23 protein-coding genes are annotated in these 26,620 nt (G+C 61.8%); 8 read left to right on the top strand and 15 right to left on the bottom strand.

Annotated elements, in window-relative coordinates:
• Window positions 1-116: 116 nt before the first annotated feature.
• The 3 genes from M728_RS11440 to M728_RS11450 all read left to right on the top strand — a co-directional run bounded on the left by M728_RS11440 (window position 117) and on the right by M728_RS11450 (window position 2,195).
• Complete coding sequence (locus M728_RS11440) at window positions 117-662, top strand: tetratricopeptide repeat protein (protein ID WP_026618870.1); 546 nt, start codon at window positions 117-119, stop codon at window positions 660-662.
• Window positions 663-845: 183 nt separating this feature from the next.
• On the top strand, window positions 846-1,364 hold the full coding sequence (locus M728_RS11445; protein WP_026618869.1) for an RNA polymerase sigma factor: 519 nt from the start codon (window positions 846-848) through the stop codon (window positions 1,362-1,364).
• 3 nt (window positions 1,365-1,367) lie between these two features.
• Window positions 1,368-2,195 carry an anti-sigma factor gene (locus M728_RS11450; protein WP_026618868.1) on the top strand — a complete coding sequence of 276 codons (828 nt, stop codon included), beginning with the start codon at window positions 1,368-1,370 and terminating at the stop codon, window positions 2,193-2,195.
• Window positions 2,196-2,385: 190 nt separating this feature from the next.
• Here M728_RS11450 and leuA read toward each other — a convergent pair whose 3' ends face one another.
• Both leuA and M728_RS11460 read right to left on the bottom strand, forming a co-directional pair.
• Window positions 2,386-4,095, bottom strand: coding sequence for a 2-isopropylmalate synthase (leuA, locus tag M728_RS11455; RefSeq protein WP_026618867.1), 1,710 nt, complete (start codon window positions 4,093-4,095; stop codon window positions 2,386-2,388).
• 405 nt (window positions 4,096-4,500) lie between these two features.
• The gene (locus M728_RS11460; RefSeq protein WP_026618866.1) at window positions 4,501-5,088 is read right to left on the bottom strand and encodes an ATP-dependent Clp protease proteolytic subunit; all 588 of its coding nucleotides are present in this window, start codon (window positions 5,086-5,088) and stop codon (window positions 4,501-4,503) included.
• Between the two features lie 312 nt (window positions 5,089-5,400).
• Between M728_RS11460 and M728_RS11465 the strand changes: the two genes are divergently transcribed.
• Together M728_RS11465 and M728_RS11470 are read left to right on the top strand one after the other, a co-directional pair.
• Window positions 5,401-5,979 carry a HupE/UreJ family protein gene (locus tag M728_RS11465; protein WP_026618865.1) on the top strand — a complete coding sequence of 193 codons (579 nt, stop codon included), beginning with the start codon at window positions 5,401-5,403 and terminating at the stop codon, window positions 5,977-5,979.
• A gap of 62 nt (window positions 5,980-6,041) precedes the next feature.
• Window positions 6,042-6,524, top strand: coding sequence for a GNAT family N-acetyltransferase (locus tag M728_RS11470; RefSeq protein WP_026618864.1), 483 nt, complete (start codon window positions 6,042-6,044; stop codon window positions 6,522-6,524).
• Between the two features lie 22 nt (window positions 6,525-6,546).
• On the opposite strand, the gene M728_RS11475 is transcribed toward M728_RS11470, so the two are convergent.
• The 6 genes from M728_RS11475 to M728_RS11500 all read right to left on the bottom strand — a co-directional run bounded on the left by M728_RS11475 (window position 6,547) and on the right by M728_RS11500 (window position 13,628).
• Entirely contained in the window at window positions 6,547-7,368 is an 822-nt protein-coding gene (locus M728_RS11475; protein ID WP_051440807.1) for an APH(3'') family aminoglycoside O-phosphotransferase, read from the bottom strand.
• Between the two features lie 23 nt (window positions 7,369-7,391).
• Entirely contained in the window at window positions 7,392-7,856 is a 465-nt protein-coding gene (queF, locus tag M728_RS11480) for a preQ(1) synthase (protein WP_026618862.1), read from the bottom strand.
• The gene (locus M728_RS11485) at window positions 7,853-8,776 is read right to left on the bottom strand and encodes a cation diffusion facilitator family transporter (RefSeq protein ID WP_026618861.1); all 924 of its coding nucleotides are present in this window, start codon (window positions 8,774-8,776) and stop codon (window positions 7,853-7,855) included. Before M728_RS11485 ends, queF begins: the two co-directional genes overlap by 4 nt.
• A gap of 191 nt (window positions 8,777-8,967) precedes the next feature.
• Window positions 8,968-11,157 carry an anthranilate synthase gene (locus M728_RS11490; protein ID WP_026618860.1) on the bottom strand — a complete coding sequence of 730 codons (2,190 nt, stop codon included), beginning with the start codon at window positions 11,155-11,157 and terminating at the stop codon, window positions 8,968-8,970.
• Between the two features lie 114 nt (window positions 11,158-11,271).
• Window positions 11,272-11,316 (bottom strand): trpE operon leader peptide TrpLE, encoded by a 45-nt coding sequence (gene trpLE / locus M728_RS11495; RefSeq protein WP_178385068.1) that lies wholly within the window; start codon window positions 11,314-11,316, stop codon window positions 11,272-11,274.
• Between the two features lie 107 nt (window positions 11,317-11,423).
• Window positions 11,424-13,628, bottom strand: a complete 2,205-nt coding sequence (locus M728_RS11500) for a TonB-dependent hemoglobin/transferrin/lactoferrin family receptor (protein ID WP_026618859.1) — start codon at window positions 13,626-13,628, stop codon at window positions 11,424-11,426.
• A gap of 381 nt (window positions 13,629-14,009) precedes the next feature.
• Between M728_RS11500 and M728_RS11505 the strand changes: the two genes are divergently transcribed.
• Both M728_RS11505 and M728_RS11510 read left to right on the top strand, forming a co-directional pair.
• The gene (locus M728_RS11505) at window positions 14,010-14,825 is read left to right on the top strand and encodes an extensin family protein (protein WP_026618858.1); all 816 of its coding nucleotides are present in this window, start codon (window positions 14,010-14,012) and stop codon (window positions 14,823-14,825) included.
• Between the two features lie 212 nt (window positions 14,826-15,037).
• A complete protein-coding gene (locus tag M728_RS11510) occupies window positions 15,038-15,547 on the top strand; it encodes a DUF1993 family protein (protein ID WP_026618857.1) in 510 nt (169 codons plus the stop codon).
• A gap of 309 nt (window positions 15,548-15,856) precedes the next feature.
• Here M728_RS11510 and M728_RS11515 read toward each other — a convergent pair whose 3' ends face one another.
• The 7 genes from M728_RS11515 to M728_RS11545 form a co-directional block, all read right to left on the bottom strand.
• Window positions 15,857-17,536, bottom strand: a complete 1,680-nt coding sequence (locus tag M728_RS11515) for a formate--tetrahydrofolate ligase (RefSeq protein WP_026618856.1) — start codon at window positions 17,534-17,536, stop codon at window positions 15,857-15,859.
• An 86-nt stretch (window positions 17,537-17,622) separates the two neighbouring features.
• Window positions 17,623-18,846: a DUF2333 family protein gene (locus M728_RS11520; protein WP_026618855.1), complete on the bottom strand. Its 1,224-nt coding sequence runs from the start codon at window positions 18,844-18,846 to the stop codon at window positions 17,623-17,625.
• Window positions 18,847-18,849: 3 nt separating this feature from the next.
• Entirely contained in the window at window positions 18,850-20,139 is a 1,290-nt protein-coding gene (locus M728_RS11525; protein WP_026618854.1) for a DUF6638 family protein, read from the bottom strand.
• Between the two features lie 19 nt (window positions 20,140-20,158).
• Complete coding sequence (locus tag M728_RS11530) at window positions 20,159-22,075, bottom strand: AAA family ATPase (RefSeq protein ID WP_026618853.1); 1,917 nt, start codon at window positions 22,073-22,075, stop codon at window positions 20,159-20,161.
• 3 nt (window positions 22,076-22,078) lie between these two features.
• Entirely contained in the window at window positions 22,079-23,227 is a 1,149-nt protein-coding gene (locus tag M728_RS11535; protein ID WP_026618852.1) for a hypothetical protein, read from the bottom strand.
• A gap of 61 nt (window positions 23,228-23,288) precedes the next feature.
• The gene (locus M728_RS11540; RefSeq protein WP_026618851.1) at window positions 23,289-24,377 is read right to left on the bottom strand and encodes a hypothetical protein; all 1,089 of its coding nucleotides are present in this window, start codon (window positions 24,375-24,377) and stop codon (window positions 23,289-23,291) included.
• Between the two features lie 222 nt (window positions 24,378-24,599).
• Window positions 24,600-25,187 carry a thymidine kinase gene (locus M728_RS11545; RefSeq protein WP_026618850.1) on the bottom strand — a complete coding sequence of 196 codons (588 nt, stop codon included), beginning with the start codon at window positions 25,185-25,187 and terminating at the stop codon, window positions 24,600-24,602.
• Between the two features lie 294 nt (window positions 25,188-25,481).
• On the opposite strand from M728_RS11545, the gene M728_RS11550 reads away from it, so the two are divergent.
• Window positions 25,482-26,435 carry a choline ABC transporter substrate-binding protein gene (locus M728_RS11550; RefSeq protein WP_026618849.1) on the top strand — a complete coding sequence of 318 codons (954 nt, stop codon included), beginning with the start codon at window positions 25,482-25,484 and terminating at the stop codon, window positions 26,433-26,435.
• The last annotated feature ends 185 nt before the right edge of the window (window positions 26,436-26,620 follow it).

The following is a 26,620-nucleotide window of genomic DNA, read 5'->3' on the forward strand; positions in this document are numbered from 1 at the left end:
CAGGTCCGAGCGAATAATCAGCGAGACTGATGCGTCTTAATCGCGTTCGGGGGTAATCGACCTACGGTGGAACTGGGTTCGCCAACGCCCGCGCGATGTTCACAGGAGACAGGCAGATGAACCGAAAAGCGATTCTCTTCACCCTTGCAGCCTTCTTGGCCTCGGCAATGGGCCATGCAGCGCTGGCCGTCGGCGAAGACAACAGCGAGCCGCCGAAGAAAACGAAGACGACCACCCAATGCAAGAACGGCCAGGTCTGGGACGCCAAAAGAAACAGATGCGTCGAAGCGAAGAGAAGCGATCTTGGCGACGACATCCTGTTCGATGCTGCCCGCGAACTCGCCTATGCCGGCCAATATGAGAACGCGATCAAGGTGCTCGGCGCGATGAAGGAGCAGCAGAGCGCCCGCGTCTTAAACTATCTCGGCTACGCCAACCGCAAGGCCGGCCGCATGGAACTCGGCATGCAATATTACCGGAGTGCGCTGCAGGCAGATGAGAACTATATCCTCGCGCGCTCCTATATGGGGCAGGCCTTCGTCGAGCAGGGGCGGATCGAGGAAGCGAAAGTTCAGCTCATCGAAATCCGCGACCGCGGCGGCGAAAACACCTGGGCCTACCAGGCACTGTTGCAGTCTCTTGGAGGTGTTCGCACCTATTGACGCGTTGGCGCATAGCGCCGTCGGGGATTTGAGTGCGAGCAGTGGGAAACCGGTGCCGGAACGGAAAAACCTCTCTCCGTTCCGGCTCTTCCCTTGCAGACTTCGGATCAAATGTTTCATATCATGCTGATGCGTCCGCATCACGAATAGACGCATGATCCGGTACGTCTCACTGGAAGAGCAATGCGCCCAGCGGCAGAAATGAAGGATTTCCGACGCGATTTGGTCAGCCTGCTGCCCAAGTTGCGCCGCTTCGCGATGACGCTGACGCGCAATGCCGCCGATGCCGACGATCTCGTCCAGGAGGCTTGCGAGCGCGCGATCGCGCGCAGCCATCTCTGGAATGGTGAGGGGCGCCTCGAAAGCTGGATTTACGCGATGACGCGCAATCTCTGGGTCGACGAGGTCCGCAAACGCAAGGTCCGCGGTGGTGGCGGACTTATCGATATTCTGGAGCAGGACGAGCTGAGTATAGAGGCGGCGGCCGAAAAGGCGGTCTACGCCAATCAGGTGCAGAAGATGATCCTCTCCATGCCGGAGGGGCTCGCCAGCGTGTTCCTGCTCGTCAATGTCGAGGGCCACAGCTATCGAGAGACGGCGGCAATCCTCGGTATTCCGATCGGCACGGTGATGAGCAGGTTGTCGACGGCGCGGCTCCGGCTTGCCGCCATGCTGTCCGAGAATACGGAAAGGAGGGCCTGACCGTTGCTGCAGACGAAGGGTCTAACGCTTGAAGTGCGGTTGTCCGCCTATATCGACGGCGAACTAGGCGAGCCCGAAAAGTCCGAACTCGATGCGCTCCTGGCGCGCGACGACGAGGCGAGAGCGCTGCTCGAGAAGCTGAAAGCGGGAAGCGCCTTTGGCAACAATGCCTTCGAGGATTTTCTTCATGACCCGGTTCCGCTGGGGCTGGTGCGCCAGATCAAGCAGGGCTCCGGCATCAGCCCGAGGTCGGAGCGCGTCGCGACGGCCAATCTTCCGAGGCGAAGTGCTCACATGTGGCCCCGCATCGCGGCCGCCTCCGCTGTCCTCGTTCTGCTTGGCGGCGCCGCAGGCTTCATTCTCGGCAGCACGACTCGCATCGCCGAACCGATGAGCCAGGCCAATGAACGCTCCTGGCTCGACGAGATTGCCGAGTACCATCGCGTCTATTCCCGCCAGAAGGAGCACCTCGTCGAGGTGCCGGCTTCCGAAGCGGACAAGATAGAACCCTGGCTCGCTGCAAGCGTCGGCGTGACCTTCAGTATCCCCGACTTGAACCGCAAGGGCTTGACCTTCGAGGGCGCCAGACTTCTGGTCGTCGAGGGCAAGCCCGTCGCGCAGCTCGTCTATCGCGATCGCGAGGGCGATGTCTTCGCCATTTGCTTCCTCAAGCAAGGCGACGGGCAGCAATCCGGCGAATTCGGCGAGACCATCCGCGGCGATCTCGGCTTCGTCTCCTGGCAAAGGAACGGGGCATCCTTCGTGATAGTCGGGCCGTCTTCGAACGTCGCGCTGCGGGATCTTGCCGAAGCGGCGGCGGCCATTATTTGAATTGAAGGAGGCGCGGACTTTGCCCCTTATCCGGCCTGCGGGCCACCTTCTCCCCATTCTGATGGGGAGAAGGGACTCGCCGCACCCTCTCAGTCCCCTTTCCCCGCTTGCGGGGAGAGGCCCAGTCCTCGGGTTAAACCCGAGGAGAGGGGCAATCATGCCGCGCACGCGGCATGTAACTAGGACCGCCTCATTTCCCCATCACCTCCAACACGCGATTGGCGGCCGAGACGATCGCCTCCAATGACGCGGCGACGATGTTGGTGTTGATACCGACACCGAACAGCGTGCCGCCCGGATACTCGACCTCCACATAGGCGATCGCCGCGGCGTTCGAGCCGTGCTGCAGCGAGTGTTCGGAATAATCCGCAACCGAAAGCTCGATGCCGAGATAGATCGACAGCGCGTTGATGAAGCCGTCGATCGGGCCGGTGCCCTTGCCCTCGATGCGCTTGGTCTCGCCTCTGTCGGTGATCTCGGCGGCAACGACCCGCAGGCCCTTGTGCTCGCCTACCGGATAGGTGTGGTGATCGACGAACTTGATGCGCGCGCCGGGCTGGTCGACATAGCGCTCGATGAAGCGCTGATGGATGCGCTTCGACGGCAGTTCCTTGCCTTCCTCGTCGGTGATCCGCTGGATGTCCTCGCGGAACTCGATCTGCAGATTGCGCGGCAGGTTGATGCCGTAGTCCTCCTGCAGGATATAAGCGATGCCACCCTTGCCCGATTGCGAGTTGATGCGGATGATCGCCTCGTAGCTGCGGCCCACGTCGCGCGGATCGATCGGCAGATAAGGCACCTCCCAGAGCGGCTTGTTGGCCTGTTTTATCGCCTTCATGCCCTTGTTGATCGCATCCTGATGCGATCCGGAGAAAGCGGTGTAGACCAGCTCGCCGACGTAGGGATGACGTTCCGGAATGACCATCTGGTTCGAATACTCGTAGACCTCCTTGATCCGCTCGATGTCCGAGCAGTCGAGCTTCGGATCGACGCCCTGCGTGAACATGTTGAGCGCCAGCGTCACCACGTCGACATTGCCCGTACGCTCGCCATTGCCGAAGAGCGTGCCTTCGACGCGATCGGCGCCGGCCATCAGGCCCAGCTCGGTGGCGGCGATACCGGTGCCGCGATCGTTGTGCGGGTGCAGCGAGACGAGGAGGTTTTCGCGATTGTCGAGATTGCGGCACATCCACTCGATCTGGTCGGCATAGACGTTCGGCGTCGCCATCTCCACCGTCGAGGGCAGGTTGATGATCAGCTTGTTGTCCGGCGTCGGCCTGACGATCTCGATAACCGCGTTGCAGATCTCCAAGGCCACTTCGAGCTCGGTCCCGGTGAAGCTCTCCGGCGAATATTCGAAGCGATAGCCGCCGCCGGCTTTCGCCGCCATGTCGGTGATCATCTTGGCCGCGTCGGTCGCGATCTGTTTGATGCCGGCCACATCCTTGCCAAACACGACACGGCGCTGCAGCTCGCTTGTCGAATTGTAGAAATGCACGATCGGCCTATGCGCACCCTCAAGCGCCTCGAAGGTGCGCGTGATCAGTTCCGGCCGGCACTGCACCAGTACCTGCAGCGATACGTCGGCGGGCACGTTGCTCTCCTCGACACACCAGCGGGCGAAGTCGAAGTCGGTCTGGGAAGCAGACGGGAAACCGATCTCGATCTCCTTGAAGCCCATGTCCAGGAGCAGATGGAACATGCGCGCCTTGCGGTCGTGTCCCATCGGATCGACGAGCGCCTGGTTGCCGTCGCGCAGATCCACCGAGCACCAGATGGGCGCCTTGGTGATCGTCTTGGACGGCCAGGTGCGGTCCGGCAGGGTGATCTGTGGATAGGGCTGGTATTTCACAGCCGCCTCAGGCATGCCAACCTTGATGGGATGCGATTTCACGATCATGTGCAGCTTCTCTTCGTCACTGGAGCGTAGCTTGCCGCATGCAATAGCCGATCATGAGGGATATTGCGATGGCCGGTGCCGCGGGGAGCCACGCCATTTGTTTAAGTGTTTTTGGGATTTCGAGGAGCATGTGCCGGCAAGGCTTTTCGGCCGCCGGGCGCTCCTCAGCGAACCCGGCAACCGCGAATAAGGCCGAGAAGAAGAAGCGAAGCGAAGGCGCGCGAAGGGGCACGATTGTCATCGTGTCCGGAGAAGATCGAAGCGATCTTGGGTGCGTTCGCCTGAGTCATGGGCAAAGCCTATACACGGCTTCACATGCCAGGGCAAGGTAGGTGACCCGCGGATATTTGCGCCGCCTCAAGTCAGAAAGGGCACCGGCGCGGCCGGTGCCCTTTAGGCTCGATGTCAAATCTCCGCAATCGACGTAATGATCCGCGAGACGAGCCCGTAGGCCTTGGCCTCTTCCGCTCCGAGCCAGTAGTCGCGATCCGTGTCCTTGGCGATCTTCTCGACGGGCTGGCCGGTCGCTTCGGAGAAAATGCGGTTCAAACGCTCATTCATCTTGATGATCTCGCGCGCCTGGATCTCGATGTCGGAGGCCATGCCGCGCGTGCCGCCCGACGGTTGGTGCAGCAGGAAACGGGTGTTCGGCAGGCAGAGGCGCCGCTCTTTCGGCGGACCGACATAAATGAGCGCGCCCGCGGACGCCACCCAACCGGTGCCGATCGTCCAGACCTTCGGCTTCACGAACTTGATCATGTCGTGGATGCTGTCGCCGGACTCGACGTGGCCGCCGGGCGAGTTGACGAAGATGCGGATATCGTCGTCGCTGGCCGCGGAAAGTGCCACGAGCTGCGAGCAGACCTTCTGCGCCAGTTCCTGGTTGATCGTTCCGTAGATGAAGATCGAACGCGACTTGAAAAGATTCGCCTCCGTTTCCTTGCCGAGCGGCAATTCGGTCTTTTTTTCTTCCTGTTCGTCGTCGTTCCGCATTCTCGGACTCCTCATCAAATGCCTTCAAAGTCAGATAATGCGACTCGGCAGCGAAAACAATGCAAACGGCAGGGCGAAGACGGGTTCGAACGGCCGGCGCTTTCGCCATGGTAAATGCGAAAGACCGCCAAATGCCGTATGGACAGGCGGACAAAGCTCAATAAGATCAACGCGTCATCGAAGCGGAAGCGCAAGGTGCAACACCTGCGAGCCGCTTTTGACCGCCAGAAATAGTTCACGAACCGGCACGATCCCGGGCCGTGATCCAGAAGGCAGCCCGCCTCGCGAGCCTGCCGACCAGTGGGGACCAGAATGAAGAAACAGATCCTTATCACCGCCACGGCGCTCGCCGCCTCCGCCGCACCCGCCTTCGCCCATATCAATCCCGCCGAACACGGATCCCTGATGGCGGGCCTTTCCCATCCGCTTTTCGGCGCCGACCACGTTCTGGCGATGATTGCCGTCGGGCTCTGGGCCGCCCAGATCGGCGGACGGGCGCTCTGGACCGTACCGGCTGCCTTTGTCGCAGCGATGGCGCTCGGTTTTGCCCTTGCCGTCGCAGGCGCTCCCCTGCCCTTCGTCGAGCCGGTGATCCTCGCCTCGGTGGTCGTGCTCGGGCTTGTCGTCGCGACGGCCGCCCGGCTTGGCGGGACAGCGGCCACGGCCGTGGCCGCGGCCTTCGCGCTCTTTCATGGCCATGCCCATGGCGGGGAGTTGGGAGCGGCCGGCGCCTGGCCGTTTGCGGCAGGCTTCATGATCGCGACCGCTCTGCTGCACATCGCGGGTGTCAGCCTTGGCGTCGGCCTCGCCCGGTTTTCGGGCCGAGACATCTTCGCTCGCATTCTCGGTGCTGCGACCGCGATGACCGGCGCGGCGTTGATCTTCGGCTGATCACGCGGAAGCTAATCGAAGGGGCCGTGGCAAGCCCCTGCCCCTTCGCAAAGGAAATCCCGATGATACTGGTCCGTTCCGCCCTTCCGGATGAGGCGGACGCTCTCGCTCAAATCGGCCTTGCGGCATGGCGCAAGGGCATAAAGCCGCTTGTGCCGGTGCATGTTGCGGTGAAGATCGGACAAAGCAATCCGTTCCTGCCGTTCGTGCAAGAACTGAGTTCTCGCGTTCTGGTCGCTGAAATCGACGGAGAACCCGCCGGGTTCGGCGCCTGCGAGCATGCCGACGACACCATCAGCGACATCTGGGTAGCCCCCGCCTTCGAAGGGCGCGGCGCCGCATCAGCCCTCATAAGCGCGCTTGAAGCGCAGATCGCCGAGCGCGGATGCACGGAAGCTCGAATTCACGTGGCGGCAGCGAATGAACGGGCGCTTCGGCTCTACCAGCATCTCGGCTACCGAATGCTTTGGAAGAAGGTCGCCTTCGATCCCATACTCGAAACCGACCTCGAAAAGATCGGCCTGTCCAAAGCACTTTTAGCCTGATGATGAGTCACCGCCTTCCTCATCATCCCCAGGTCAGCGGATCCAGCCGAAGATAGAAGGCGAGCCGGCCTTCATCCGGATTGGAGATGCCGTGAATGTCGAAAAGGCAGTCCCGCGCCGCCTGCGCGTCACCCGTTGCGGTCCAGCTTTCCCGGGCATTTCCAAGAAGAAGCGAAAAATCGACATATCGATCCGCGGTTCCGAGGCGGCCAAGATCGATGATCCCCGTGCAGCGATGCGTTTCCGGATCGACCATGAAGTTCGGCAGGCATGCGTCGCCATGGCAGATCACAAGGTCGCCGGGTTCCTCGGCCAGGCGCTTCGGCAGCTCGGTCCTGAGCGCCGCAAGCAGCTCGCTCGACGGAACGTTCATATCCTCAGGGGCGAGGAAATCCGGGTTGACTGCACCGCGGGCGACAACGTCCGCGGCACGGTCGAACATCGAAGCGAGGCGCCGCTCGAAGGGGCACGCTTCCGTTGGCAATTCGTGCAGCGCCTTCAACTGCCGCGCGATCGACGGCCATGCTTTCTTGAGGTCGGGGGCGGCGAGCTCGCTTGCCGGCACGCCCGGAATGGCACTGAGCACGAGATATGCCTCATGCTCTGCCGCGATCCAGTCGTAAACGGTTGGCGAGCCTATGCGGAATGGCGCAAGCCACGCAACACGATCACGCTCTCCCTCGAGCAGCGCCGCAGCATTGCCACTCGCGATTTTCGCATAGGCGGCGCCGTCGCTGCGGCGATAGACGCGGTCGCCGGATTCTCCGTGGCGGACCGGCACCCACTCCCTGCCTGCTGGCAATGTCGGGAGCAGCCTTTCGGCGGCAAGATCTCGCTCGCTCATGAAAGCGGCCTAGGCAAGCGCCATCACCCCCGCCCGCGATAGGTCGGAACGCCCTGGTCCGGCAGCCAGACGCCCTCCGGCGGGTTGCCCGTCTGCCAGAAGACGTCGATCGGGATGCCGCCGCGCGGATACCAGTAGGCACCGATCCGCAGCCACTTCGGCGAAAGCAGCGACACCAGCCGCTTGGCGATCTCGATCGTGCAATCCTCGTGGAAAGCGCCGTGGTTGCGGAAGGAATGCAGAAACAGCTTGAGCGACTTCGATTCGACCAGCCAGCCATCCGGCACATAGTCGATGACGATGTGGGCGAAGTCCGGCTGCCCGGTCATCGGGCAGAGAGAAGTGAATTCCGGGGCGGTGAAGCGGACGACGAAATCCGTGCCGGCGTGGCTGCTCGGAACCCTTTCGAGCACCGCCTCCTCCGGGCTTTGCGGCAGATCGACCTTTGCCCCTAGTTGTGAAAGTCCTGATACGTCTGTCTTCGTCATTTCCGTGATGCTCCACTGCTGACCTTAACGCGCACACCGTGCGCCTTTTCGCCTTCCGGCTCGACATGGATGGCGATCCTCGCGCCCGGATGAACGGCGCGGATGGCGTCCTCTATGCGGTCGCATATATCATGCGCATCGCCCACCGGCATCGCCTCCGGCACGACCATGTGAAAATCCACGAAAGTCGCGGGCCCCGCCTGCCGCGTCTTGAGGTCGTGAACGCCGAGCGAGCCGCCGGCATTGGCGGCGATCGCCTGCTTAATCGCCTCTTCCTCCTTCGCCGGAACGGCCTTGTCCATCAGCCCGTCGATCGAACGCGAGATCACTTTCCAGCCCTGCAACAGGATATTGCCGGCGACGACAATCGCGAGCAGAGGGTCAAGCACCGCGTAGCCGGTGGCGATGGCAAGAAGAAGGCCGACGAGCACGCCAGCGGAGGTTACGACGTCAGAGAGAATATGATGCCCATCGGCGCTCAGGGCCGGAGAGCGATGCACCCTTCCCGCCCGGATCAGCACATAGGCCCAGATCGCGTTGACGATTCCGGCACCGAAATTGATCGCAAGACCGAGCGCCGGTGCGTTCAAGAGCCGCGGCGCCATGATCTCGGGGATCGCCTCACTTAGGATCAGCAGTGCGGCCACGACGATCAGCACGCCTTCGATGACGGCGGAAAAATACTCCGCCTTGTGATGCCCGAACGGGTGGCCGGCATCGGCGGGCTTCGCCGCATAGCCGATCATCGCATAAGCGATTACTGCGGCAATCACATTGACGATCGACTCCAGTCCGTCCGACAACAGCGCCACGGAACCGGTCACCCACCAGGCGAGCATCTTCAGCGCCATCACACCGAGCGAAAGCGGTATGCCCCAGAAGGCGAGCCTCAGCACTGTTCGATTGTCGGATGCGGCCATCTTCATTCCTCGTGCAGATGCAAACGAGTTGCAAATGCATGCCCATTCAAACGCAAAACCGCCCGCGCGGGTTTTCGCGCAGGCGGATTTTCGTGAACCATATGGGCAATAACGACCGTCTTGTCAAAGGGGCTTATCGCCGATCTGCATTCTCGTCCAAACGGTCTCGCAAGCAGCCGTGAATTCAGGTGTCAGGCCGCCTTGACTTTCGCTCGCTTGGCAAGATGCGCCACCACGTTCTCGATCATGCGCATGCCGGCGTCGCCGCCAAGCGTCATGATCGATTCCGGATGGAACTGCACGGCCGCTACCGGCTCTTTCATGTGCTCGATGCCCATGATCGTGCCGTCCTCGCTTTCGGCCGTGATCATGAACTCGCGCGGCAGGTTGGATGGGTCGGCGAAGATCGAATGATAACGCCCGACCGTCACCTCCCTGCCGAGGCCCGAGAAGACGATGCCGGGTTCCAGCACGCGGATTCGCGAAGGCTTCCCATGCATCGGGATCGCGAGCTGGCGAAGATCGCCGCCATAGGCTTCCGCAAGCGCCTGTAGGCCGAGGCAGACGCCGAAGATCGGAAGGTCGCGCGCCCGCGCCTTCTTGATCGTCGCCTTGCAGTCGAAGTCCTTCGGGGTACCGGGGCCGGGCGAAAGCACGACGAGGTCCGGCTTCACCCGGTCGAAGATCTCCTCGGCGACCGGCGTGCGCACCGTTGTCACCGTCGCGCCCGTCTGGCGGAAATAGTTCGCGAGCGTATGGACGAAGCTGTCCTCGTGGTCGACGAGCAGGATGTTGACACCGGCGCCGACGGCGGCGACGTCGCGCGCCGCGTTGGCGCTGTTGGCGGATTTCGCGTCGCGGATGGCTGCAATCATGGCGGAGGCCTTCAGTTCGGTTTCGGCTTCTTCTTCTTCCGGACTGGAATCATAGAGCAGCGTCGCGCCCGCCCTCACCTCGGCGATCCCGTCCTTGATGCGGATCGTGCGCAGCGTCAGCCCGGTGTTCATGTCGCCATTGAAGCCGACCATGCCGATCGCGCCGCCGTACCAGGCACGCGGGCTCTTCTCATGGTTCTCGATGAAGCGCATCGCCCAGAGCTTCGGCGCGCCGGTGACGGTGACTGCCCAAGCGTGGCTCAGGAATCCGTCGAAGGCGTCCATGTCGTCGCGCAGCCGCCCTTCGATATGGTCGACCGTGTGGATCAGCCGCGAATACATCTCGATTTGGCGCCGGCCGATCACCTTCACCGAACCCGGCACGCAGACACGGCTCTTGTCGTTGCGGTCGACGTCCGAACACATGGTGAGCTCGGACTCGTCCTTCTTCGAGTTCAGAAGCTTCAGGATCTGTTCGCTGTCGGCGATCGGATCGTCGCCGCGCTTGATCGTGCCGGAGATCGGGCAGGTCTCGATGCGGCGGCCGGACACGCGCACGAACATTTCGGGCGAGGCGCCGACGAGATATTCCTGGTTGCCGAGGTTGATGAAGAAGGAATAGGGCGACGGATTGATGGCCTTCAGGCGGTTGGAAATCTCCGAGGGGCGGCTCTCGCATCGCTCATAGAACTTCTGCCCCGGCACCACTTCGAAGAGGTCGCCGCGCCGGAAACTCTCCTTGGCCTTCACGACGAGTTCGGCATATTCGCCCGGACGATGGTCTCCGTGCGGCGGGATGCTGTCGACGCTGCGGAACGGCTCGGGAGCTATATCCGCCGCGTTACCCTCGGTCGAAAGGCCACCCTTTGCGAAATCGTAGCGGTCGATCCAAGCCTTGGCCGCGTAATGATCGACGACCAGGATTTCGTCCGGCAGGAAGAGGACCATATCGCGCTGGTCGTCGGGGCGCTTCAGCTTCAGTTCGATCGCGTCGAACTGAAAGGCGAGATCGTAGCCGAAGGCGCCGTAGAGACCGAGGCTCGAATCCTCCTCCGAGTGGAAGAGGTTCGTCACTGCGCGCAGAACCGTGAAGACGGTCGGCATCTTCGACCGCTCTTCCTCGGTGAAGACGCGGTCGGGCTCGTTGATGGTGAGATCGAGGCGGCGGACGGTGAGTGCACCGAGCGTGATGTCGGCGACGGTTTTCAGATGCTCGGCAATCAGCGCCAGCAGCACCTCGCCGCGGCCGTTATACGCTTCGATCCAGAGCGAGCGACCGAAGGAGGAGATGGCAAGCGGCGGGTCGACGACGGCTGTGTCCCAGCGGGTGTAGCGGCCGGGATATTCGTAATTGGAGGAGAAGACCGCGCCACGCCGCTCGTCGAGCTTGTCGACATAACCGGCAATCGCGTCAGCGTAGGAGGCGTCGCGCCGCCTGCGGGTAACGACGATGCCCCCCTTCGTGGTGTAACTCTCCGAGCCGTCTTCCAGAATTACCGCTGCCATTCATCTCGCTCCGTAAAAGCCCGGTCTTTCCACGCGGCCCGAATACGAAAAAAGCCGCCTCGAAATCTCCGGGCGGCTTCATGTCTCAATCACGCATGACTGGTCAAGGCCGCCTCAGCGAGCCCACCACCAGATCGAAATGTTCTGCGTGTTTGCCATGGGCGAAAGTGTTAGCGTGCCTTGCGGGTCTTAGCAAGCGGGAAAAGACGATGGAAACGGCGGCTGGCGAGAGCCGCCCTTTCGCTTGAAGGGATGTACCGCACCGCTCAGAAGCGCTGCGTCAGCGAGATCTTGAAGGTCCGGCCCGGCTCGGAATAATAGTCCCGCGGCTGGGTGAACGCGTTCTGCGTGTTAACCGCATCCCAATAGGTCTTGTCGAAGATGTTGTAGACACCGGCATTCACCCTCAGACCCGGCATCTGTTCCGACTGCCACCAGCCGGTGACATCCACGATGCCGTAGCCCGGCGCCTTGAAAGTGTTGGTCGACTTATCCGAAACGGCCATCGCAGCCGTCAGGATGACGTCGGCTCCCCAGGTTTCCGTGGCATAGCCGACACCGAGGACTCCCTTCAGCGGAGGCACTGAACCCAGCGCCTCGTCGGTGTCCAGATCCCTACCGTAGGCATAGGCGAGCGCGGTGCGCACATGGACGCCGTTGGCGAAAACTTTGTGGCCTGACACCTCGACCCCGTGAATGGAGACGTTGGCGCGATTGATTGCCTCGGTGATACCGAGCGGATACGTGCCCGTCGGATCGCGATAGCTGATCCGATCAATGAAGTTCTTGTACCTGTTATAGAATGCACCGACGCGGCCGCCGAAGTCATCGTCGCCGAGGTTCGCCCCGACCTCGAAGCCGTGGCTCGTTTCCGGCTTCAGATCGGGATTGCCGATCTGCAAATAGCTGCCCGGTGCACCGTAATTCAAATAGAGTTCCTCAGCCGTCGGCGGCCGGAAAGCCATCGCCCATTGTGCGAAAAGCTCGACCTGTTCGGCTGCCTGATAGGTCGCAAGCAGCTTCGGCGACAGGGCATAGTCGCTCTGGCCGGGCGGCAGGCCATCATAATTGGGATTGCGCATATAGGCGGCGGTGTTCTGAGGCGAATAATCGTACCAGTCGAAGCGGAGGCCCGGCGTCAGCGCGAACGGGCCATCGCCGATCGAGATGCGATCCTGCAGGTAGATGCCGAACTTCTTGCTGTCGACGTCGGGGCTGTCCGACTGGTTCGTATGCAGGAAGTTGCAGGTAGGGCTCGGCGTTGTGTCGCAGCTATCCTCACCCGAGGAATATTGATGGAGTTTCCCGAAGGCAAAGTCGCCGCCAAGCGTAACCTTGTGCTGCAGGAAACCGGTATCGAAGAACTTGTCGACGTAACCGCTGGCGCCGAAACTTTCCTCCTCGGCTTCGTTGAGCCGTGAATACTCGCCGATGACCGACGTGCTGCGGTAGGCATCGATACCGTTTTCCCTAAGCAGCCTCTGCCAATAGACAACGGCCGAGGCGCTGTCGAACCAAGCACCATCGTCAACGGCCTCGAAATCATAGTCGAGCGACAGGCGCTCGCGCCGGGTGTTGTCGAGCTTGTCGTAGTTGCCTGGCCGGTAATTGCCGGTGAGGCTTTGGCCGGACATGAAATCGATATCCTTGTCGCGATCGAAGCGCTCGGCAGTGAAGCCGAAAGTATGGCCGCTGTCGGTGTATTGCCGGATCTTGAACAGAAGGTTGTTCTGGTCGTAGTCGGCCGGGTCAGCCTCAGTACGGGTCATGGAATAGCCGCCGACCTCGCCGTTGCTCTTCCGCTCATGCCCCTTCTTGTAGCCGCCCTGGAACAGGACCGCCGTATTGTCGTAGCGCGCTGCGACGGCAGCGGAGCCGCCGAGGCTGTCGTCTTCGCCGTCATAGGCGAACTTGAATATGCCGCCCCAGGTTCTACCTTCGCCGATCAGGTCCTCTGGCTCAAGGGTGCGCAGGACCACCGCTCCCGCGAGCGCGCCGCCGCCAGCCCGGCTGGAATCGGTGCCGCGCACGATGTCGATCGTAGAGAGCGCTGCGAAGTCGAAGCTGTCGATGCCACCGTCGGCATCGCGCGCGCCGTCGTCGAGGAAGGGGATCGGAATGCCGTCGATCGTGGTCAGCACGCGAGGCCCTTCGAGGCCGCGAATGTTGACGCTTCCGCTCGTACGGTTGAAGTTCACGCCCGGCTCGAGACTTCTTCCCAGATCTTCGAAACTCGATATCTGGTTGTCGTCGAGTTCTTCTTCGGTAACCCGCTCCGCGAGCGGCGTATCGGCCACGCCCTCCTTCTCTCCATCCTTGATGGTCAGCTTCTTCAGCGCCGTCACGCGGCCCTGTTTTTCAGCGGCGGCGGCCACCCCGTCTGCCGATTGCGCGAAGGAAACCGTTGTTCCGGCTAGAGTGACGAATGCCGTGCACGCGAGAAGAGCCAGGCGATGATGCCGGTTGAGCATGGACCAGTCCTTTTGAGATGTTGGCCGGGCTTGCTGTTGAGCGGCGAACTCAAGGGCTGGCTGGGCAGGCGTCGGGAATTGGGAAGACGGACTTCCCGCCGCCTTCTTTAGGCCACATAAAAAACATGAGTGTAAAAGTCAATATAAATTGAGGGGCGAAGCCGACACAGTTTTCCGACGATCGAAGGCCTCGTCCTCAGTTTCAGCACATTTTGAAACAGGATTGTTTCTTCGCGCGTTTCGCCGTTCTGGCCGCCACCGCATCCTGCCTTAAATCGAAATCGATCTAAGGACGGAGGCATGCAGCGGTTCGAAATGTTACAGCGATCTTTTTGCGCGTCTGTTCAGAAGCGCGGCGCTGTACGGAATAGGAGGACCTGCATGCGCCGCGTCACCGGAATGTTACTGCTCTCCACCTTCGTTCTTTCAGGAGCGACCCTGCCGATGGAGGGACCGCTACCGGTACCGAGGCCCGCAACGGATGGCGATCAGCCGACGCCAACGCCGCGGCCCGCGATACCCCGCGCGAATGAGACCGGCGAGGGCGAGATCAACGCCCGGAGTGGGCGAGAGCTACCCCCGGGCTGGAAAGATGATGCTCTTGATGCCGTGCCGGTCGTCGAGATCGAGAAGGAAGACCCGCAAGCATATGCGTCCTGTCTTTCCGCGCTCAGGTCGCTCGGCAGCACTTTTGCCGAGGCCGACCGCATCGATGACGGTAAGGGCTGCGGCATCGACAAGCCGATCGATGTCAGTGCCATACTGCCGGACGTGGCCCTGAAGCCTGAGGGCATCATGCGCTGCGAAACGGCCTTGGCGCTTGCTCGCTGGACCAAGGAGACCGCCACTCCGGCCGCCAAAGCTGCTTTCGGACCCGACACCCGTATTGCCGCCCTGAACCAGGCCTCCACCTATGTCTGTCGCCTGAGGAACAACGGCACCACCGGCAAGATCTCCGAGCACGCCCGCGGCAATGCGGTCGACATCGCCTCCTTCACTCTCGCAGACGGCAAGATCATCGAGATTCAGCCGCGGGATGAAGATGGCACGATGGCCGGCGCGTTCCAGCGTGCGGTCACGGCCTCTGCCTGCCTCTACTTCACGACGGTGCTCGACCCGGGCAGCGATGCGGCACATGAAGACCACCTGCATCTCGACGTCATCGAGCGGAAAAACGGGTATCGCTATTGCCGATAGAGCGCGATGGGCCGCGGAACTCCCTCATCCGCCGCCGGCACCTTCTCCCTGCAAGACCGGTGAAGGAAACGCCCGAAGTCCCTCGCGGTGGTCGGAAATGTCGCCAGCCTCAATTGAAACCATCGGCGATCGGCACGATCTATGGAGCGGCACAACGGCGACAAGCCGAAAGTGTCGCTTGACTGCAATCGCCCGTACTCGAGGAGAATTTTATGCCGCTGACTATGTTTACGCTTTCCGTGCCGGCCTTCACCCGCGGCTTTTCCGCCCTCAGCGGCCTTCTCGACAAAGCCGAGACCTTCGCCTCGGAGGCCGGCCTTCCGCTTGCCGAGCTCTTCGATGCACGGCTTGCGCCCGACATGCTGCCGCTGGCAGGCCAGATTCAGCGGGCAAGCGACACCAGCAAGAACGCCATCGCGCGGCTGACGACGCTCGACGTGCCGCGCTTTCCGGATGAAGAACGGACCTTTGCCGACTTGCGCGAGCGCATCGCCAAGACGCTTGCATTGTTCGAGGCGGTCAAGCCCGAGGACCTCGACGGCAGCGAGACCCGCGAAGTGACGCTCAGCTTCCCAAGCTTCAAGACGACGCTCAGCGGCGAGGATTACCTCACGAAGTTCGTCCTGCCGAACTTCTATTTCCACGTCACCACCGCCTACGCCATCCTCCGCCACAGGGGCGTGCCGATCGGCAAAGCCGACTATATCGTCGGCCTCGGCTGAAACGCGACGGCGAAACTCTTGATGCGGATGGAGACACCCCCCTCTGCCCTGCCGGGCATCTCCCCCACAAGGGGGGAGATCGAAGGAGGCACCGCTGTGCACCATTGCGGCCTCTGTTAGTACGGTTGCCTCGTCGGAGGAGAGGAAGCGGGGAGCGCGCATCTTGCCAATCTCCCCCTTGTGGGGGAGATGCCCGGACGGGCAGAGGGGGGTGCCACCCCAAGCAGTTTTGGAGATGCCATTTCTCGTGATAGCCGGTCGTTGCCGCAACAATCAGTTTCGAGCTCGCTCTGATCGTAGCTAAAGGCTTCAGAACAGTCCCTCAATCAGACCCTGTTCATTGAGGCGGATCTTCTCGGAAGACGGCGCCTTCGGCAGGCCCGGCATCGTCATGATTTCGCCCGTGACGACGACGATGAAGCCGGCGCCGGCCGCAAGCCGCACCTCGCGGATCGGCACGGCGTGGCCGGTCGGCGCGCCGCGCAGGTTCGGATCGGTGGAGAAGGAGTATTGCGTCTTCGCCACACAGATCGGCAGGTAGCCGTAACCCTGATCCTCCCAGGTCCTGAGCTGGTCCCGCACCACCTTGTCGGCGATGACCTCGCTCGCGTGATAGATGTCTTTGGCGATCGTCTCGATCTTGTGGAAGAGCGGCATGTCGTCCGGATAAAGCGGCGAGAACTGCGAATGGCCCGCATTGGCGAGCTCGACGACCTTGTGAGCAAGTTCCTCGATTCCGGCCGAGCCGTCAGCCCAGTGCGTGCAGAGGACCGCCTCCGAGCCGAGCGTTCTGACGTAATCCTTGATCGCCTGAATCTCGGCCTCCGTGTCGGAGGTGAAATGATTGATCGCGACCAGCACCGGCACGCCGAATTTCTTGACGTTCTGGACGTGCCGGCCGAGGTTGGCGCATCCCTTCCTGAGCGCATCGAGATTCTCGCGCCCCAGATCCTCCTTCTTGACGCCGCCGTTCATCTTGATCGCCCTCACGGTGGCGACGACGACGGCGGCATCCGGCTTGAGACCGGCCTTGCGGCACTTGATATCGAAGAATTTCTCCGCGCCGAGATCGGCGCCGAAGCCGGCCTCGGTCACCACATAGTCGGCAAGCTTCAGCGCCGTCGCCGTCGCCACCACCGAATTGCAGCCATGGGCGATGTTGGCGAAGGGCCCACCGTGGACAAAAGCCGGATTGTTCTCGAGCGTCTGCACGAGGTTCGGCTGCATAGCATCCTTCAGGAGGACGGCCATCGCCCCGTCCGCCTTGATGTCGCGGGCATAGACCGGGCTCTTGTCGCGCCGGTAGCCGATGATGATGTTGCCGAGACGCTTTTCGAGGTCCTGAATGTCCATTGCGAGACACAGGATCGCCATCACCTCCGAGGCGACGGTGATGTCGAATCCCGTCTCGCGCGGGTAGCCGTTGGCGACGCCGCCCAGCGAACCGATGATCTGGCGCAGCGCCCGGTCGTTCATGTCCATCACCCGCCGCCAAGCGATGCGGCGGATGTCGATGGCCTGCTCGTTGCCCCAATAGATGTGGTTGTCGATCAGCGCCGCGAGCAGGTTATGTGCGGCGGTGACCGCGTGGAAATCACCGGTGAAATGAAGGTTGATGTCCTCCATCGGCACGACCTGAGCATAGCCGCCGCCGGCAGCACCCCCCTTGATGCCGAAGCACGGGCCGAGCGACGCTTCGCGGATGCAGACGATCGTCCTCTTGCCGATACGGTTGAGACCATCGCCGAGACCGACCGTGGTCGTCGTCTTGCCCTCGCCGGCCGGTGTCGGGTTGATCGACGTCACGAGGATGAGGCGGCCGTTCCTCTTTTCCTTCTGCGCCGCGATGAACTGCGCGCTCACCTTCGCCTTGTCATGGCCGTAGGGAAGCAGATGCTCCGGCGGAATACCGAGCTTGGCGCCGATCTCCATGATCGGCTTCTTCTTCGCGGCACGCGCGATCTCGATGTCCGACTTGACCTCCCCCATGGCTCTCCCCCCTTTTTTGATCTGCGCATTCCGCCTCCCGCGGAGTGCGCCGCATCCGTCTCTATGAGCTTTTTATGGTCCACTCGTCAGCGGGCGAGAATGTCGCGCATCTCCACGATATTGGACCTGACGCGAAGGATATAGAAGCCCATGGTGGCAAGATGCGTCGGCATGATCCAGCCATCCTCGCGGCCATTCGATATGATGAGCGGTTGAATGCGCAACGCGGCGCGAAGCTGCCTCAGCGTTTCCGTATAGATCGGCGTCAGACCGCGTTGCGTGACGACGTTCTCGAAATCCGCGCCGGCGGCCGACAGGATGCCGTAATAGCCGTAGAGCTGGCCGAAGGCGAACCAGAAGCGATCGTCGGCGCGCGTGTCGAACCAGCCGCCATTGTGGAATTCCGAACGCTCGCGGATGATCGCTGACGTATTGCCGAGATCGTTGGCGACGCGGTCGAGGAACTCCACCATATTGTCGGACCGGCCGTCGAAAATCGCCTCGCATTTGCCGAGCGACACGTTGAACTTCCGGAAATCGCGCATAGCCGCCCGATAGAAGCTCGGCGTCGGAGTTTTCGGGCCGAAGGGATTGAGGCCGAAATACCAGGTTTCCTCGTCGAACTGGATGTTGCCGCGCGCGCTCTGCAGGTCGTTGTTGACGCCGGACGTGCCGCGAACGCGACCGAGCGAATCGACGAGTTCGACCGCCGTTCGACGCACCGCTTGGTTGACACCGCGCTGGAACGACGCCTTGTTGTCGAGCCAGGGCGTATCGTCCCAATCGAGCCCGAAGAGGCCGAGCTTGTAGGCGAGCATCGAGGATATCCAGGCATTCTGGTTGACGTTGAGATCGATCAGATCGGCCGCGACATCGACGACGGCCGAGGTCTGGCAAACCGTTCCAGCCGGAAGCTGCGCCACCGCAAGGGCCTCCGTGGTGTTGTCCGCGCTCGACGGACCCGCCGCGGCAGCCTGGCTGGCGGTTGCGGCAGCACCGGATTGTCCCGTCGTCGCGCCCGGGCCGCTGACCGGCGAGCCGGCCGGCGTCTTGCGCTCGGCAAGTTTGTAGCGATCGACGTAATCCGGATCGAAATTGGTCCAGGCCTGCGTCTGCCAGATGAAGTAACCATAGAAGAGGATGAGTCCCAGAAGGATCAGGGCTAGCGGCCCCTTGATGATCCAGCTACGCCCCCGGTACCAATTGCCGAGCGCGACGAAGGGCCAGAGAAGCCACGCTACCGCCAGCCCGATGCCACGGCCGACCGCCGCAAAAACACGCTGGAAGAACGCAACGATCGGATCGAACATTTTCTATTCCTCTGTGAGACCGTAAAGCTTGTGGCGGAAGGCGGCCTTATCCTTGAGATATGTGTCGGTCAGGGTCGCAACAACATATTCGCGGAACTTTTCGCTGTAGCGCTCGTAAGCATCATAGAAGCCCTGCTTGTCGAAGACGAAACGCGAGACGAAATCGCGGGGGGTAAGTTGCGATATCAGGCGGTTGACCAGCCATTGATCCGGATGCCGCGGCGCTGCCCGGACGAGCAGGAAACGATTTTCCGGCGCCACCTCCGGCATGCTGATCGTGCCCGTGGCCGCGATCGCCCGCGACATTTCCTGAAGGAAGGGATAGATCCCGTCGCGCGCGACGAGCGCCGCATTGCGGTGAATCCAGGTCTGCAGCCATATCCGGTCGGCATTCATCAGATCGGCAGTCGCGTCGGCCTCGTTGATCAGCCCGCGAATGACCATATCGGCGCGATGCTGGAAAAGACCGGATTCCTGCACCCAGGATGCCTGCGGCAGTTGCAGGCGATTTGTCGTCGCCAGGAAATCGTAGATGCGGGCGTGATCGGTGATGGCGATATAGCTTACCTGCCACGGCCTGGACCGCCGGAAGCCCGGAACCGAGGGATCGCAGATCACCGTCGTCGTCTTCTCGTCCAGGAAAACGTAAACGCCGCCGAAGTGATTGGCCCAGTAGGCCTCATGCCGGAAGACGAGTTCTTCCGGGACGAGCGCGTTCTGCCGGATGTCGCCGGTCGTCTTGGCGAGTTCCACCATCCGCTCGAGCATCGCATCATCGGCCCAGGCATTAGGCACCTTCTTCAGCCGGTCGATCAGTTCACGAAGCTCCGTCGCCTTGCCGAGCATGTCCTCGGCGGAGAGCACCCGGAAGCGCACCTCGTTGATCGACAGAAGATCGTCGATGTCCTCGATGACGGACACCGAATCCTCGATCTCGCCATAAAGCGCGTCCTTGATCGTGACCGCATTGATCGCGCGACTGTTCGCGTTGAAGAATTCATGCATCAGCGCCGCGGTATTGGAAAAGCTCGTGTGAACGACCGGCAGTTCCGCCTGCGCGGGCGTCAGGATGATGAAGCGCCGATTGACCCGGTTCGGGTCGAGATAATCGCGGTCTCCCAGTTCCTCGGCGATTTCCGGCGAGAAGCCGGTCATGTCGATGCTGAACCGCTCGAGCGCCGTCGGTCGGAGACCGAAGCCTTCCAGCGCCTTGTTGTAGCGTGCGATGAGGTGCGGCTCGGAAATGTCGAGCAGCCGTCCGTAGATGAGTTCCGCTTCGAGGAGGCGCTTCATGCGGCAGTATTCTCTTTGATCATGCCTGCCACCTGCCATCGCGCTTCATCGTCTCGATCTCTCGGATCGCCTTCTCGCGCTGGCGCTCGCGGCGGATGATGTCGGCGACGGCGGCATCGTCGGTCTTGTCGGTGTAGCGGAATTCGCTGTCGGCATAGCGATTGATTTCTTGCAGCACCATCTCGATCGTGATCGGGCCGCGCAGTTCCTCGATCATCCCCTTCTTCTCGTCGTAGGACTTGTGCATGAAGGAGCCCGCATCCTTGAACCAGTCGTCGGGCAATTCGACGTCCATGGCGCGCATCTTGATCGCGTCCGTGATGTTCCTGATCGCCCGGCCGGTGAAGCGGGGTTCCGCCTCCTTGATCATGTGCAGATAGGCGCCGACGTCGGCAAGCGTGGCGATCTTGCCCTTCTCCTTCTCGTAGCGCTCCCAGACAGCGACCAACCCCTCCTCCTGCGGCCGCGCATGCGCAGAGTAGGATTGAGAGACGGCCCGCTTGATCTCCTGTCCGGCATAGAGTTCGTGTTGCCCAAGCGGAATCTTGTGATTCTTGCCGACGAGCAGCGCGAAGATGTCGATGTAGTCCGCCTCCGTCTGCGGCCCGTCGACCAGCCAACGCGCGCCGGCCCGCTGGCGCAGCGCATCGTCCACATTCTCCGGGTGGTTCGAGAACATGCCGAAAGTGCAGTTGCCACGCACGACGGTCGAGGCGCCGGCGAAACTCTCCATCAGCACCGCCGTCACCTCGTGCTGGCCGGCAGACGCGCGGTCATCGGAACGCTTCGCGGCCACCTGGTCCACATCGTCGATCGTGCCAAAGCCGATCGCCCGCGGGTTCATCACGTTGTTGACGAACTCCTTGCAGTTCTGACCCGACTTGCCCTGATAGGACGAAATCTGGTCGACACCGAAGTTCTCGTAATGGAAGGGGTAGCCAGCGACACCGCAATAGTCGTGGAGCATGCCGGCAAGCATCTGGATCAGGATCGTCTTGCCGGTGCCGGGCATGCCGTCGCCGATGAAGGTGAAGAGGAAACCGCCGAGTTCGACGAACGGATTCATCTGCCGGTCGAAATCATAGGCCATCAGCATCTTCGCAAGCTTCAGCGCCTGGTGCTTGGCAATGTGGTTGCCGATGATCTCCTCGGGCTTCTTGAAGGTCATGACCAGGGGTTTACGCTTCTGCCCGGGCGCGACATCGAAACCGTTCAGCGTGAAGTCATCCTGGTCGAGCCGGATGTGGACGTTCTCGAAATTCTGCAGCCCGGTGAAGCGCGCCTTGCGGGCGATCAGGCCCTCGATCGCGACGCGGCAGAAGGCCCGCGCCCGCGCGGTGAGCGCAAGGTCGTCCGGCGCGCCGGCGATGGTGCGGTCGAGGCCAGCGACCATGCTTTTCAGCGCGTCCTGCGGCGTATCGAAGAGGAAGTCCGGTTCCGCGGCATCGTCGATCGGCTCCCCCTCCCCCTGCAGCGTCGCGCCGATATAGGCGGCAAGCGTGAAGGCGGCGATATAGGCCGATGCCGATAGCAGCGCCTTGAAGTGGCCCGCATCCTCGCCCGTCAACGGTGCGCTTACATTGCGTGCCTGCAGCTGCTCGAGGCTCGTCTGCCGCGCGAAGACATCGGCGACGGCGAGCGCCACCTGGATGCCGCGCCGAGTCCGGTAGAGGACGGCATGCTGCGCCGGCGAAAGCAGCGGATCGGCGCCGCGCACGGCCTGAACGGTGCGGGCGAGTTCGACCTCATGCGTGCGGCGCTGCCCGCCGGTCGACACGGTCGACACGAAACGCCGGCCCGTACCGGCGATCGGTGTGCCTGTGGGGGCGTCGTCCCGCTCGAGAACAACCAGTTTGGTGACGAGGCTCTGCGCGACCGCCTGATGCTTGGCGATGTCGTCCTCGTGCAACGTCGTGAGGCCCGCGTTCAACGTCATGGATCAAACCTCGCTCACCACCTGGTTGCCGGAAATAACATGCACCTTGTAATCGCCGAACACCTGGGCCGTCTCGCCGGCCGCATAGAGCGCCTGATAGGCATCGTGTGGCACAAGTGCGTGCTTCTCGTAGGCACTCACACCCATTCGCGCCGCATCGAGATTGGCGGTGTCGATATGGAATTCCTCCTGAGCCGGCGTGGTCGACCAGAAGCCGCTTTTCGCCGGCCGTTCCGCCTTGGAGAAAACCTCCTGCACCGTCCAGGTCAGAAGCCAGGCATTTTCCGTCTTGCGCACCCGGGAGAGGATGTCGTTGATCCTGGCATTATTCTCCGTGATCCCGGCCGAATAGAAGGGTCCGAGCACGATGCGGCGAAGCTGCTTCGGATGCAGCTCCGGGAAATCCTTGTCGAGATTGGTGGCGATCGTCACCGGCGTCAGCGAATAGGCGCTGTTCTTGGAGGCGAAATCGTCGAAGCGGCTGGCCAGCTCCGGATTGAGCAGGCCGCCGACCGGAAGCGGGATCTCGACCTCCGGGTTGAGCTTGCCGTCTTCGGTGACCAGCATCTCCACGATGTTTTCCGAAGAATCTTCGATCGTCGCCATATAGACCATCGGCAGCGCCTGGCTGCCGTCGAAGGCGCCCCAGGAAACGACGTAATAGGCCCGCATCGTCTTCGGATTGACGGCGACCCGGATCGTCTCCGGCAGAACAAAGGGCGAAAAGATTTCGCCCTTGCCTATCTGCTCCAGATAGAGCCTCTCCGCCATGCGGGCCTGCAGTGCCTCCGGAAAGGCCTTCTGCCGCAGAATGAAGTCCACCATCTCCTCGCGCAGCGCATCGGCGGAAGGGATGCTTGCCAGTCGCTTCTCCGCGCTCTGCCGGTCGTTTTCGAGCTCCAGGACGTTCTGGAAAACCGGGAACCCGCTCTCCGCACGCGAGATCCGAAAATGCTCGACAAAGCCGATGCGATTTTCCCAGCAGGCGATCGAGGCCTTCAGCCGGGCAAGATAGGGAACGATGACCTCACCGACGACCGTGTTGCGGTAGAGCGGCGAATTGCGGTCGCCGAGGAAGAGTTCAAGCCCCGCCAGAGCGGCCCGGATGGAAGTGAAATACTGCCTGACGGCTGGAGATACGGCGGTATTCATCAAAACCCCTCCGGCCACTGCCGAAAGGCGCTCGGAAAGCTGGTCATCGCCGGCTTACCGATCACTGCTTCACGTAGTTTGCAGCATCGTGCTTGTCCATCACCGCCTGGAAGCGACGGGCAAAGGCGTCGTCGGCCAATTTCTTGCGGCGCTGGATATCCTGCGTCGCAAGCATGTTTTTTTCGTGCATCTCGAGCAGGTCGCCGATATGGCGCTGCGCCGCCGCGCCGATCCCCGCCATCGTCTCTTCGGCGGCGGTGTCGACCTGGCTGCCGAGCGTGTTGATCTTGTGGGCGACGTCCTGCTGCGCCGCCGTCTTCAGCGAGTCTTCGAGCGCCTTGTAAAGCACGATGCGCTGTTCGGTATCGATTGTCAGCTTGTTGATCAGCGTGTTCTGCGCGGCGATCTGGTTGTTGAGCGAATCGACGAAGGTCTGGAACATCGCAGTGTAGCGTTCGAGCGTCTGGCTCTCGGCGAGCAGTTCCTGCTCCTTCGCCTGCTTCTCGTTGTATTCGGTGGCAAGCTGCGAGCGTTCGCCCTCCAGCTCCGTGCGCGTCTTCTGGTCGGTCGAGGCGGCGATCCGGTTCTCGATGTCGAGCAGCAGCGGATTGATCTCCTCGATGCGCTTCTGCGTTTCTTCGAGTGCCGCCATCGTGCCCTTGCGGCGCTCGATCACCTGGATGAGGCTCTGCTCGGAGGTCTTGTAGCGCTGGTCGAGGATCGACCTCTGGTCCTTGAGGATGCCGACGATGGTGTCAGATTTCGAAAGCAGTTCCTGCAGGTTGCCGGCGAGCGACATGTTGCGCACCCGGTCGGTGCGCATGCGCTGCATCTTCTGCTTGGAGAAGAAGCCGACGAATTTCTCGTAGCCGGTATAGCTCTTCATGCTCTCAAATTCGGCGCCGAAGACATTGGTCGCATCTTCCAGCCCGATGATCAGATCGGCGATGTTGGCTTCCATCACCTTCTGCTGCTGAATCACGTCCTGGATCCGCGCATTCTCGATGTCGAAATTGACGTCACCGAGCTTGGTGTCTGCCTTGGCAAACTGGTCGAGCACGACACCGGACTGCTCGAGCTTGTCGCGCATCTCCTTGACGACGCTCCTGGTCTTTTCGATTTCCGCGTCAAAATTCTGAAGCGTCGCCATACCATTCTCCCTCTATCCGGCCACGCATATGCAGACCGAATTATTCAGCCCTCGATTGCAGTTATATAAAGGATGTTTGGGAGCTAACGGCAAGGGGACTACAGGCTTTTTCGCGCGGGCTGTTCCGCTCACGTGATAGGCGCTTACGGGCCCGCAGAAAGATCGCTAGGACAAGGCAAGCCCACCCATTCGTGCCGTGGCGGACGCCCGATCGCCGCGGACTCAGCCCTCGCGCATCCGGTCTTCCCAATGGCGCCGGCAATAGGACACGTATTTCTCGTTGCCGCCGACATCCACCTGCGCCCCTTCGCGCACGACCTTGCCGTCTCCGCCGAGGCGCACGACCATGGTCGCCTTTCGTCCGCAATGGCAAATCGTCCTGACTTCGCGTAACTCATCCGCAATCGCAAGCAGGGCCATGGAGCCGGGGAAGAGCTTGCCCTGGAAATCCGTCCTCAGGCCATAGGCCATCACCGGTATGCCGAGGCGATCGGCAACGCGCGCGAGTTGCCACACCTGCGCTTCGCCGAGAAACTGCGCCTCGTCGACGAAGACGCAGGCAATGTCCCCGGATCCATCGGCGTTCAGCCGCTCGATCAGGCCGTAGAGATCGTCGCCGTCGCGGAAGGGAATCGCATCCGACTGCAGTCCGATGCGCGATGCGATGCGGCCCATGCCGGCGCGGTCATCGAAGGCGGCGATCAGCATCACGACGCGCATGCCGCGCTCCTGATAGTTGTAGGCAGCCTGCAGGAGCATCGTGCTCTTGCCCGCATTCATCGTCGCATAGCTGAAATAGAGTTTGGCCATGATCCCCGTCTCCGGCGTCGTATTCGCGCTAAATGACCGGGGTTGCGTCCGTTGGCCAGAGTATGTCCGCGCGACCCACAGAATTTCGAAGGCGGAACAGGCATTCCGGCCCGCGCCGCCGGCAGCCGCGCGGCGCTTTGAGGACAGCATTTCATGGGCTTTGCGACATTCGGCGTCGCTTTGTGCACCCCCTTGGCCGATTGAGGCAATACACTTCCCCTCGATGCCAAGGCCTTGAATTCGGGGCGCATTGGTGTTTGGCTAAAAAAAGAACACAGGCAGGGGAACGCAACGATGATAAGGACCTTCTCAATCAAATTCATGCTGGCGGGCGCCGTCTGTATGGCCCTGGCCGCGGGTGGTGCGCTCGCAGCCGAACCGGAAAGCTGCGGCACCGTTCGCTTCTCCGACGTCGGCTGGACGGACATCACCGCGACGACAGCGACGGCAACGACGATCCTCAAGGCATTGGGCTATCAGACGGACGTCAAGGTGCTGTCCGTTCCCGTCACCTACACGTCGTTGAAAAACAAGGACATCGACGTCTTCCTCGGCAACTGGATGCCGACGATGGAAGCCGACATTGCGCCCTATCGCGAGGACAAGTCCGTCGAGACCGTGCGCGAGAACCTCGAGGGCGCGAAGTACACTCTCGCGACCAATGCCAAGGGCGCAGAGCTCGGCATCAAGGACTTCAAGGATATCGCCGCCCACAAGGACGAGCTCGAGGGCAAGATCTACGGGATCGAGCCCGGCAATGACGGCAACCGGCTGATCATTGACATGGTCGAAAAAGGCACCTTCGGCCTCGAAGGCTTCGAAGTCGTCGAATCCTCCGAACAGGGCATGCTGGCGCAGGTCGCCCGTGCCGAGAAGGACGGCGAACCCATCGTCTTTCTCGGCTGGGAGCCGCATCCGATGAACGCGAACTTCAAGCTGACCTATCTCTCCGGCGGCGATGACATCTTCGGCCCGAACTACGGCGGCGCCACGGTGCACACCAACGTGCGCGCCGGTTACACGACCGAATGCCCCAACGTCGGCAAGCTGCTCCAGAATCTGAAGTTCTCGCTGCAGATGGAGAACGAGATCATGGGCAAGATCCTGAACGACGGCGAAGATCCGGAGAAGGCGGCGGCCGCATGGCTCAAGGCCAATCCGACTGCGCTCGAGCCTTGGCTCGCCGGGGTCACGACCAAGGATGGCGGAGACGGAATGGCTGCGGTCAAGACCGCTCTCGGTCTCTGATCGGCTGCACCGCCATGCGTCTGGCACGGACGCGCAAATGTCGCTGTAGCACTTTGAATTGCTGCATGTTTCGCCTTTGCGTCGACTCCGGTTCAAGGAACATGCAGCAAGGCGGGGAAGCACCCCGCCTTTTTTCCACCGCTGCGTGCGATCCAGTGTTTGACCCCTGACAAGAGGGATTCAAT

This window comes from Ensifer sp. WSM1721 (genome assembly GCF_000513895.2).
Taxonomy (GTDB): domain Bacteria; phylum Pseudomonadota; class Alphaproteobacteria; order Rhizobiales; family Rhizobiaceae; genus Sinorhizobium.

What these genes read in the sequence shown, in the direction of transcription:
- M728_RS11535 (WP_026618852.1), bottom strand. Translation starts at nt 23,227, where the DNA reads ATGAATACCGCCGTATCTCCAGCCGTCAGGCAGTATTTCACTTCCATC.
- M728_RS11440 (WP_026618870.1), top strand. Translation starts at nt 117, where the DNA reads ATGAACCGAAAAGCGATTCTCTTCACCCTTGCAGCCTTCTTGGCCTCG.
- M728_RS11550 (WP_026618849.1), top strand. Translation starts at nt 25,482, where the DNA reads ATGATAAGGACCTTCTCAATCAAATTCATGCTGGCGGGCGCCGTCTGT.
- M728_RS11510 (WP_026618857.1), top strand. Translation starts at nt 15,038, where the DNA reads ATGCCGCTGACTATGTTTACGCTTTCCGTGCCGGCCTTCACCCGCGGC.
- M728_RS11475 (WP_051440807.1), bottom strand. Translation starts at nt 7,368, where the DNA reads ATGAGCGAGCGAGATCTTGCCGCCGAAAGGCTGCTCCCGACATTGCCA.
- M728_RS11460 (WP_026618866.1), bottom strand. Translation starts at nt 5,088, where the DNA reads ATGCGGAACGACGACGAACAGGAAGAAAAAAAGACCGAATTGCCGCTC.
- M728_RS11465 (WP_026618865.1), top strand. Translation starts at nt 5,401, where the DNA reads ATGAAGAAACAGATCCTTATCACCGCCACGGCGCTCGCCGCCTCCGCC.
- M728_RS11545 (WP_026618850.1), bottom strand. Translation starts at nt 25,187, where the DNA reads ATGGCCAAACTCTATTTCAGCTATGCGACGATGAATGCGGGCAAGAGC.
- M728_RS11520 (WP_026618855.1), bottom strand. Translation starts at nt 18,846, where the DNA reads ATGTTCGATCCGATCGTTGCGTTCTTCCAGCGTGTTTTTGCGGCGGTC.
- M728_RS11490 (WP_026618860.1), bottom strand. Translation starts at nt 11,157, where the DNA reads ATGGCAGCGGTAATTCTGGAAGACGGCTCGGAGAGTTACACCACGAAG.
- M728_RS11540 (WP_026618851.1), bottom strand. Translation starts at nt 24,377, where the DNA reads ATGGCGACGCTTCAGAATTTTGACGCGGAAATCGAAAAGACCAGGAGC.
- M728_RS11525 (WP_026618854.1), bottom strand. Translation starts at nt 20,139, where the DNA reads ATGAAGCGCCTCCTCGAAGCGGAACTCATCTACGGACGGCTGCTCGAC.
- M728_RS11485 (WP_026618861.1), bottom strand. Translation starts at nt 8,776, where the DNA reads ATGGCCGCATCCGACAATCGAACAGTGCTGAGGCTCGCCTTCTGGGGC.
- M728_RS11500 (WP_026618859.1), bottom strand. Translation starts at nt 13,628, where the DNA reads ATGCTCAACCGGCATCATCGCCTGGCTCTTCTCGCGTGCACGGCATTC.
- M728_RS11445 (WP_026618869.1), top strand. Translation starts at nt 846, where the DNA reads ATGCGCCCAGCGGCAGAAATGAAGGATTTCCGACGCGATTTGGTCAGC.
- M728_RS11515 (WP_026618856.1), bottom strand. Translation starts at nt 17,536, where the DNA reads ATGGGGGAGGTCAAGTCGGACATCGAGATCGCGCGTGCCGCGAAGAAG.
- M728_RS11530 (WP_026618853.1), bottom strand. Translation starts at nt 22,075, where the DNA reads ATGACGTTGAACGCGGGCCTCACGACGTTGCACGAGGACGACATCGCC.
- M728_RS11470 (WP_026618864.1), top strand. Translation starts at nt 6,042, where the DNA reads ATGATACTGGTCCGTTCCGCCCTTCCGGATGAGGCGGACGCTCTCGCT.
- queF (WP_026618862.1), bottom strand. Translation starts at nt 7,856, where the DNA reads ATGACGAAGACAGACGTATCAGGACTTTCACAACTAGGGGCAAAGGTC.
- M728_RS11505 (WP_026618858.1), top strand. Translation starts at nt 14,010, where the DNA reads ATGCGCCGCGTCACCGGAATGTTACTGCTCTCCACCTTCGTTCTTTCA.
- leuA (WP_026618867.1), bottom strand. Translation starts at nt 4,095, where the DNA reads ATGATCGTGAAATCGCATCCCATCAAGGTTGGCATGCCTGAGGCGGCT.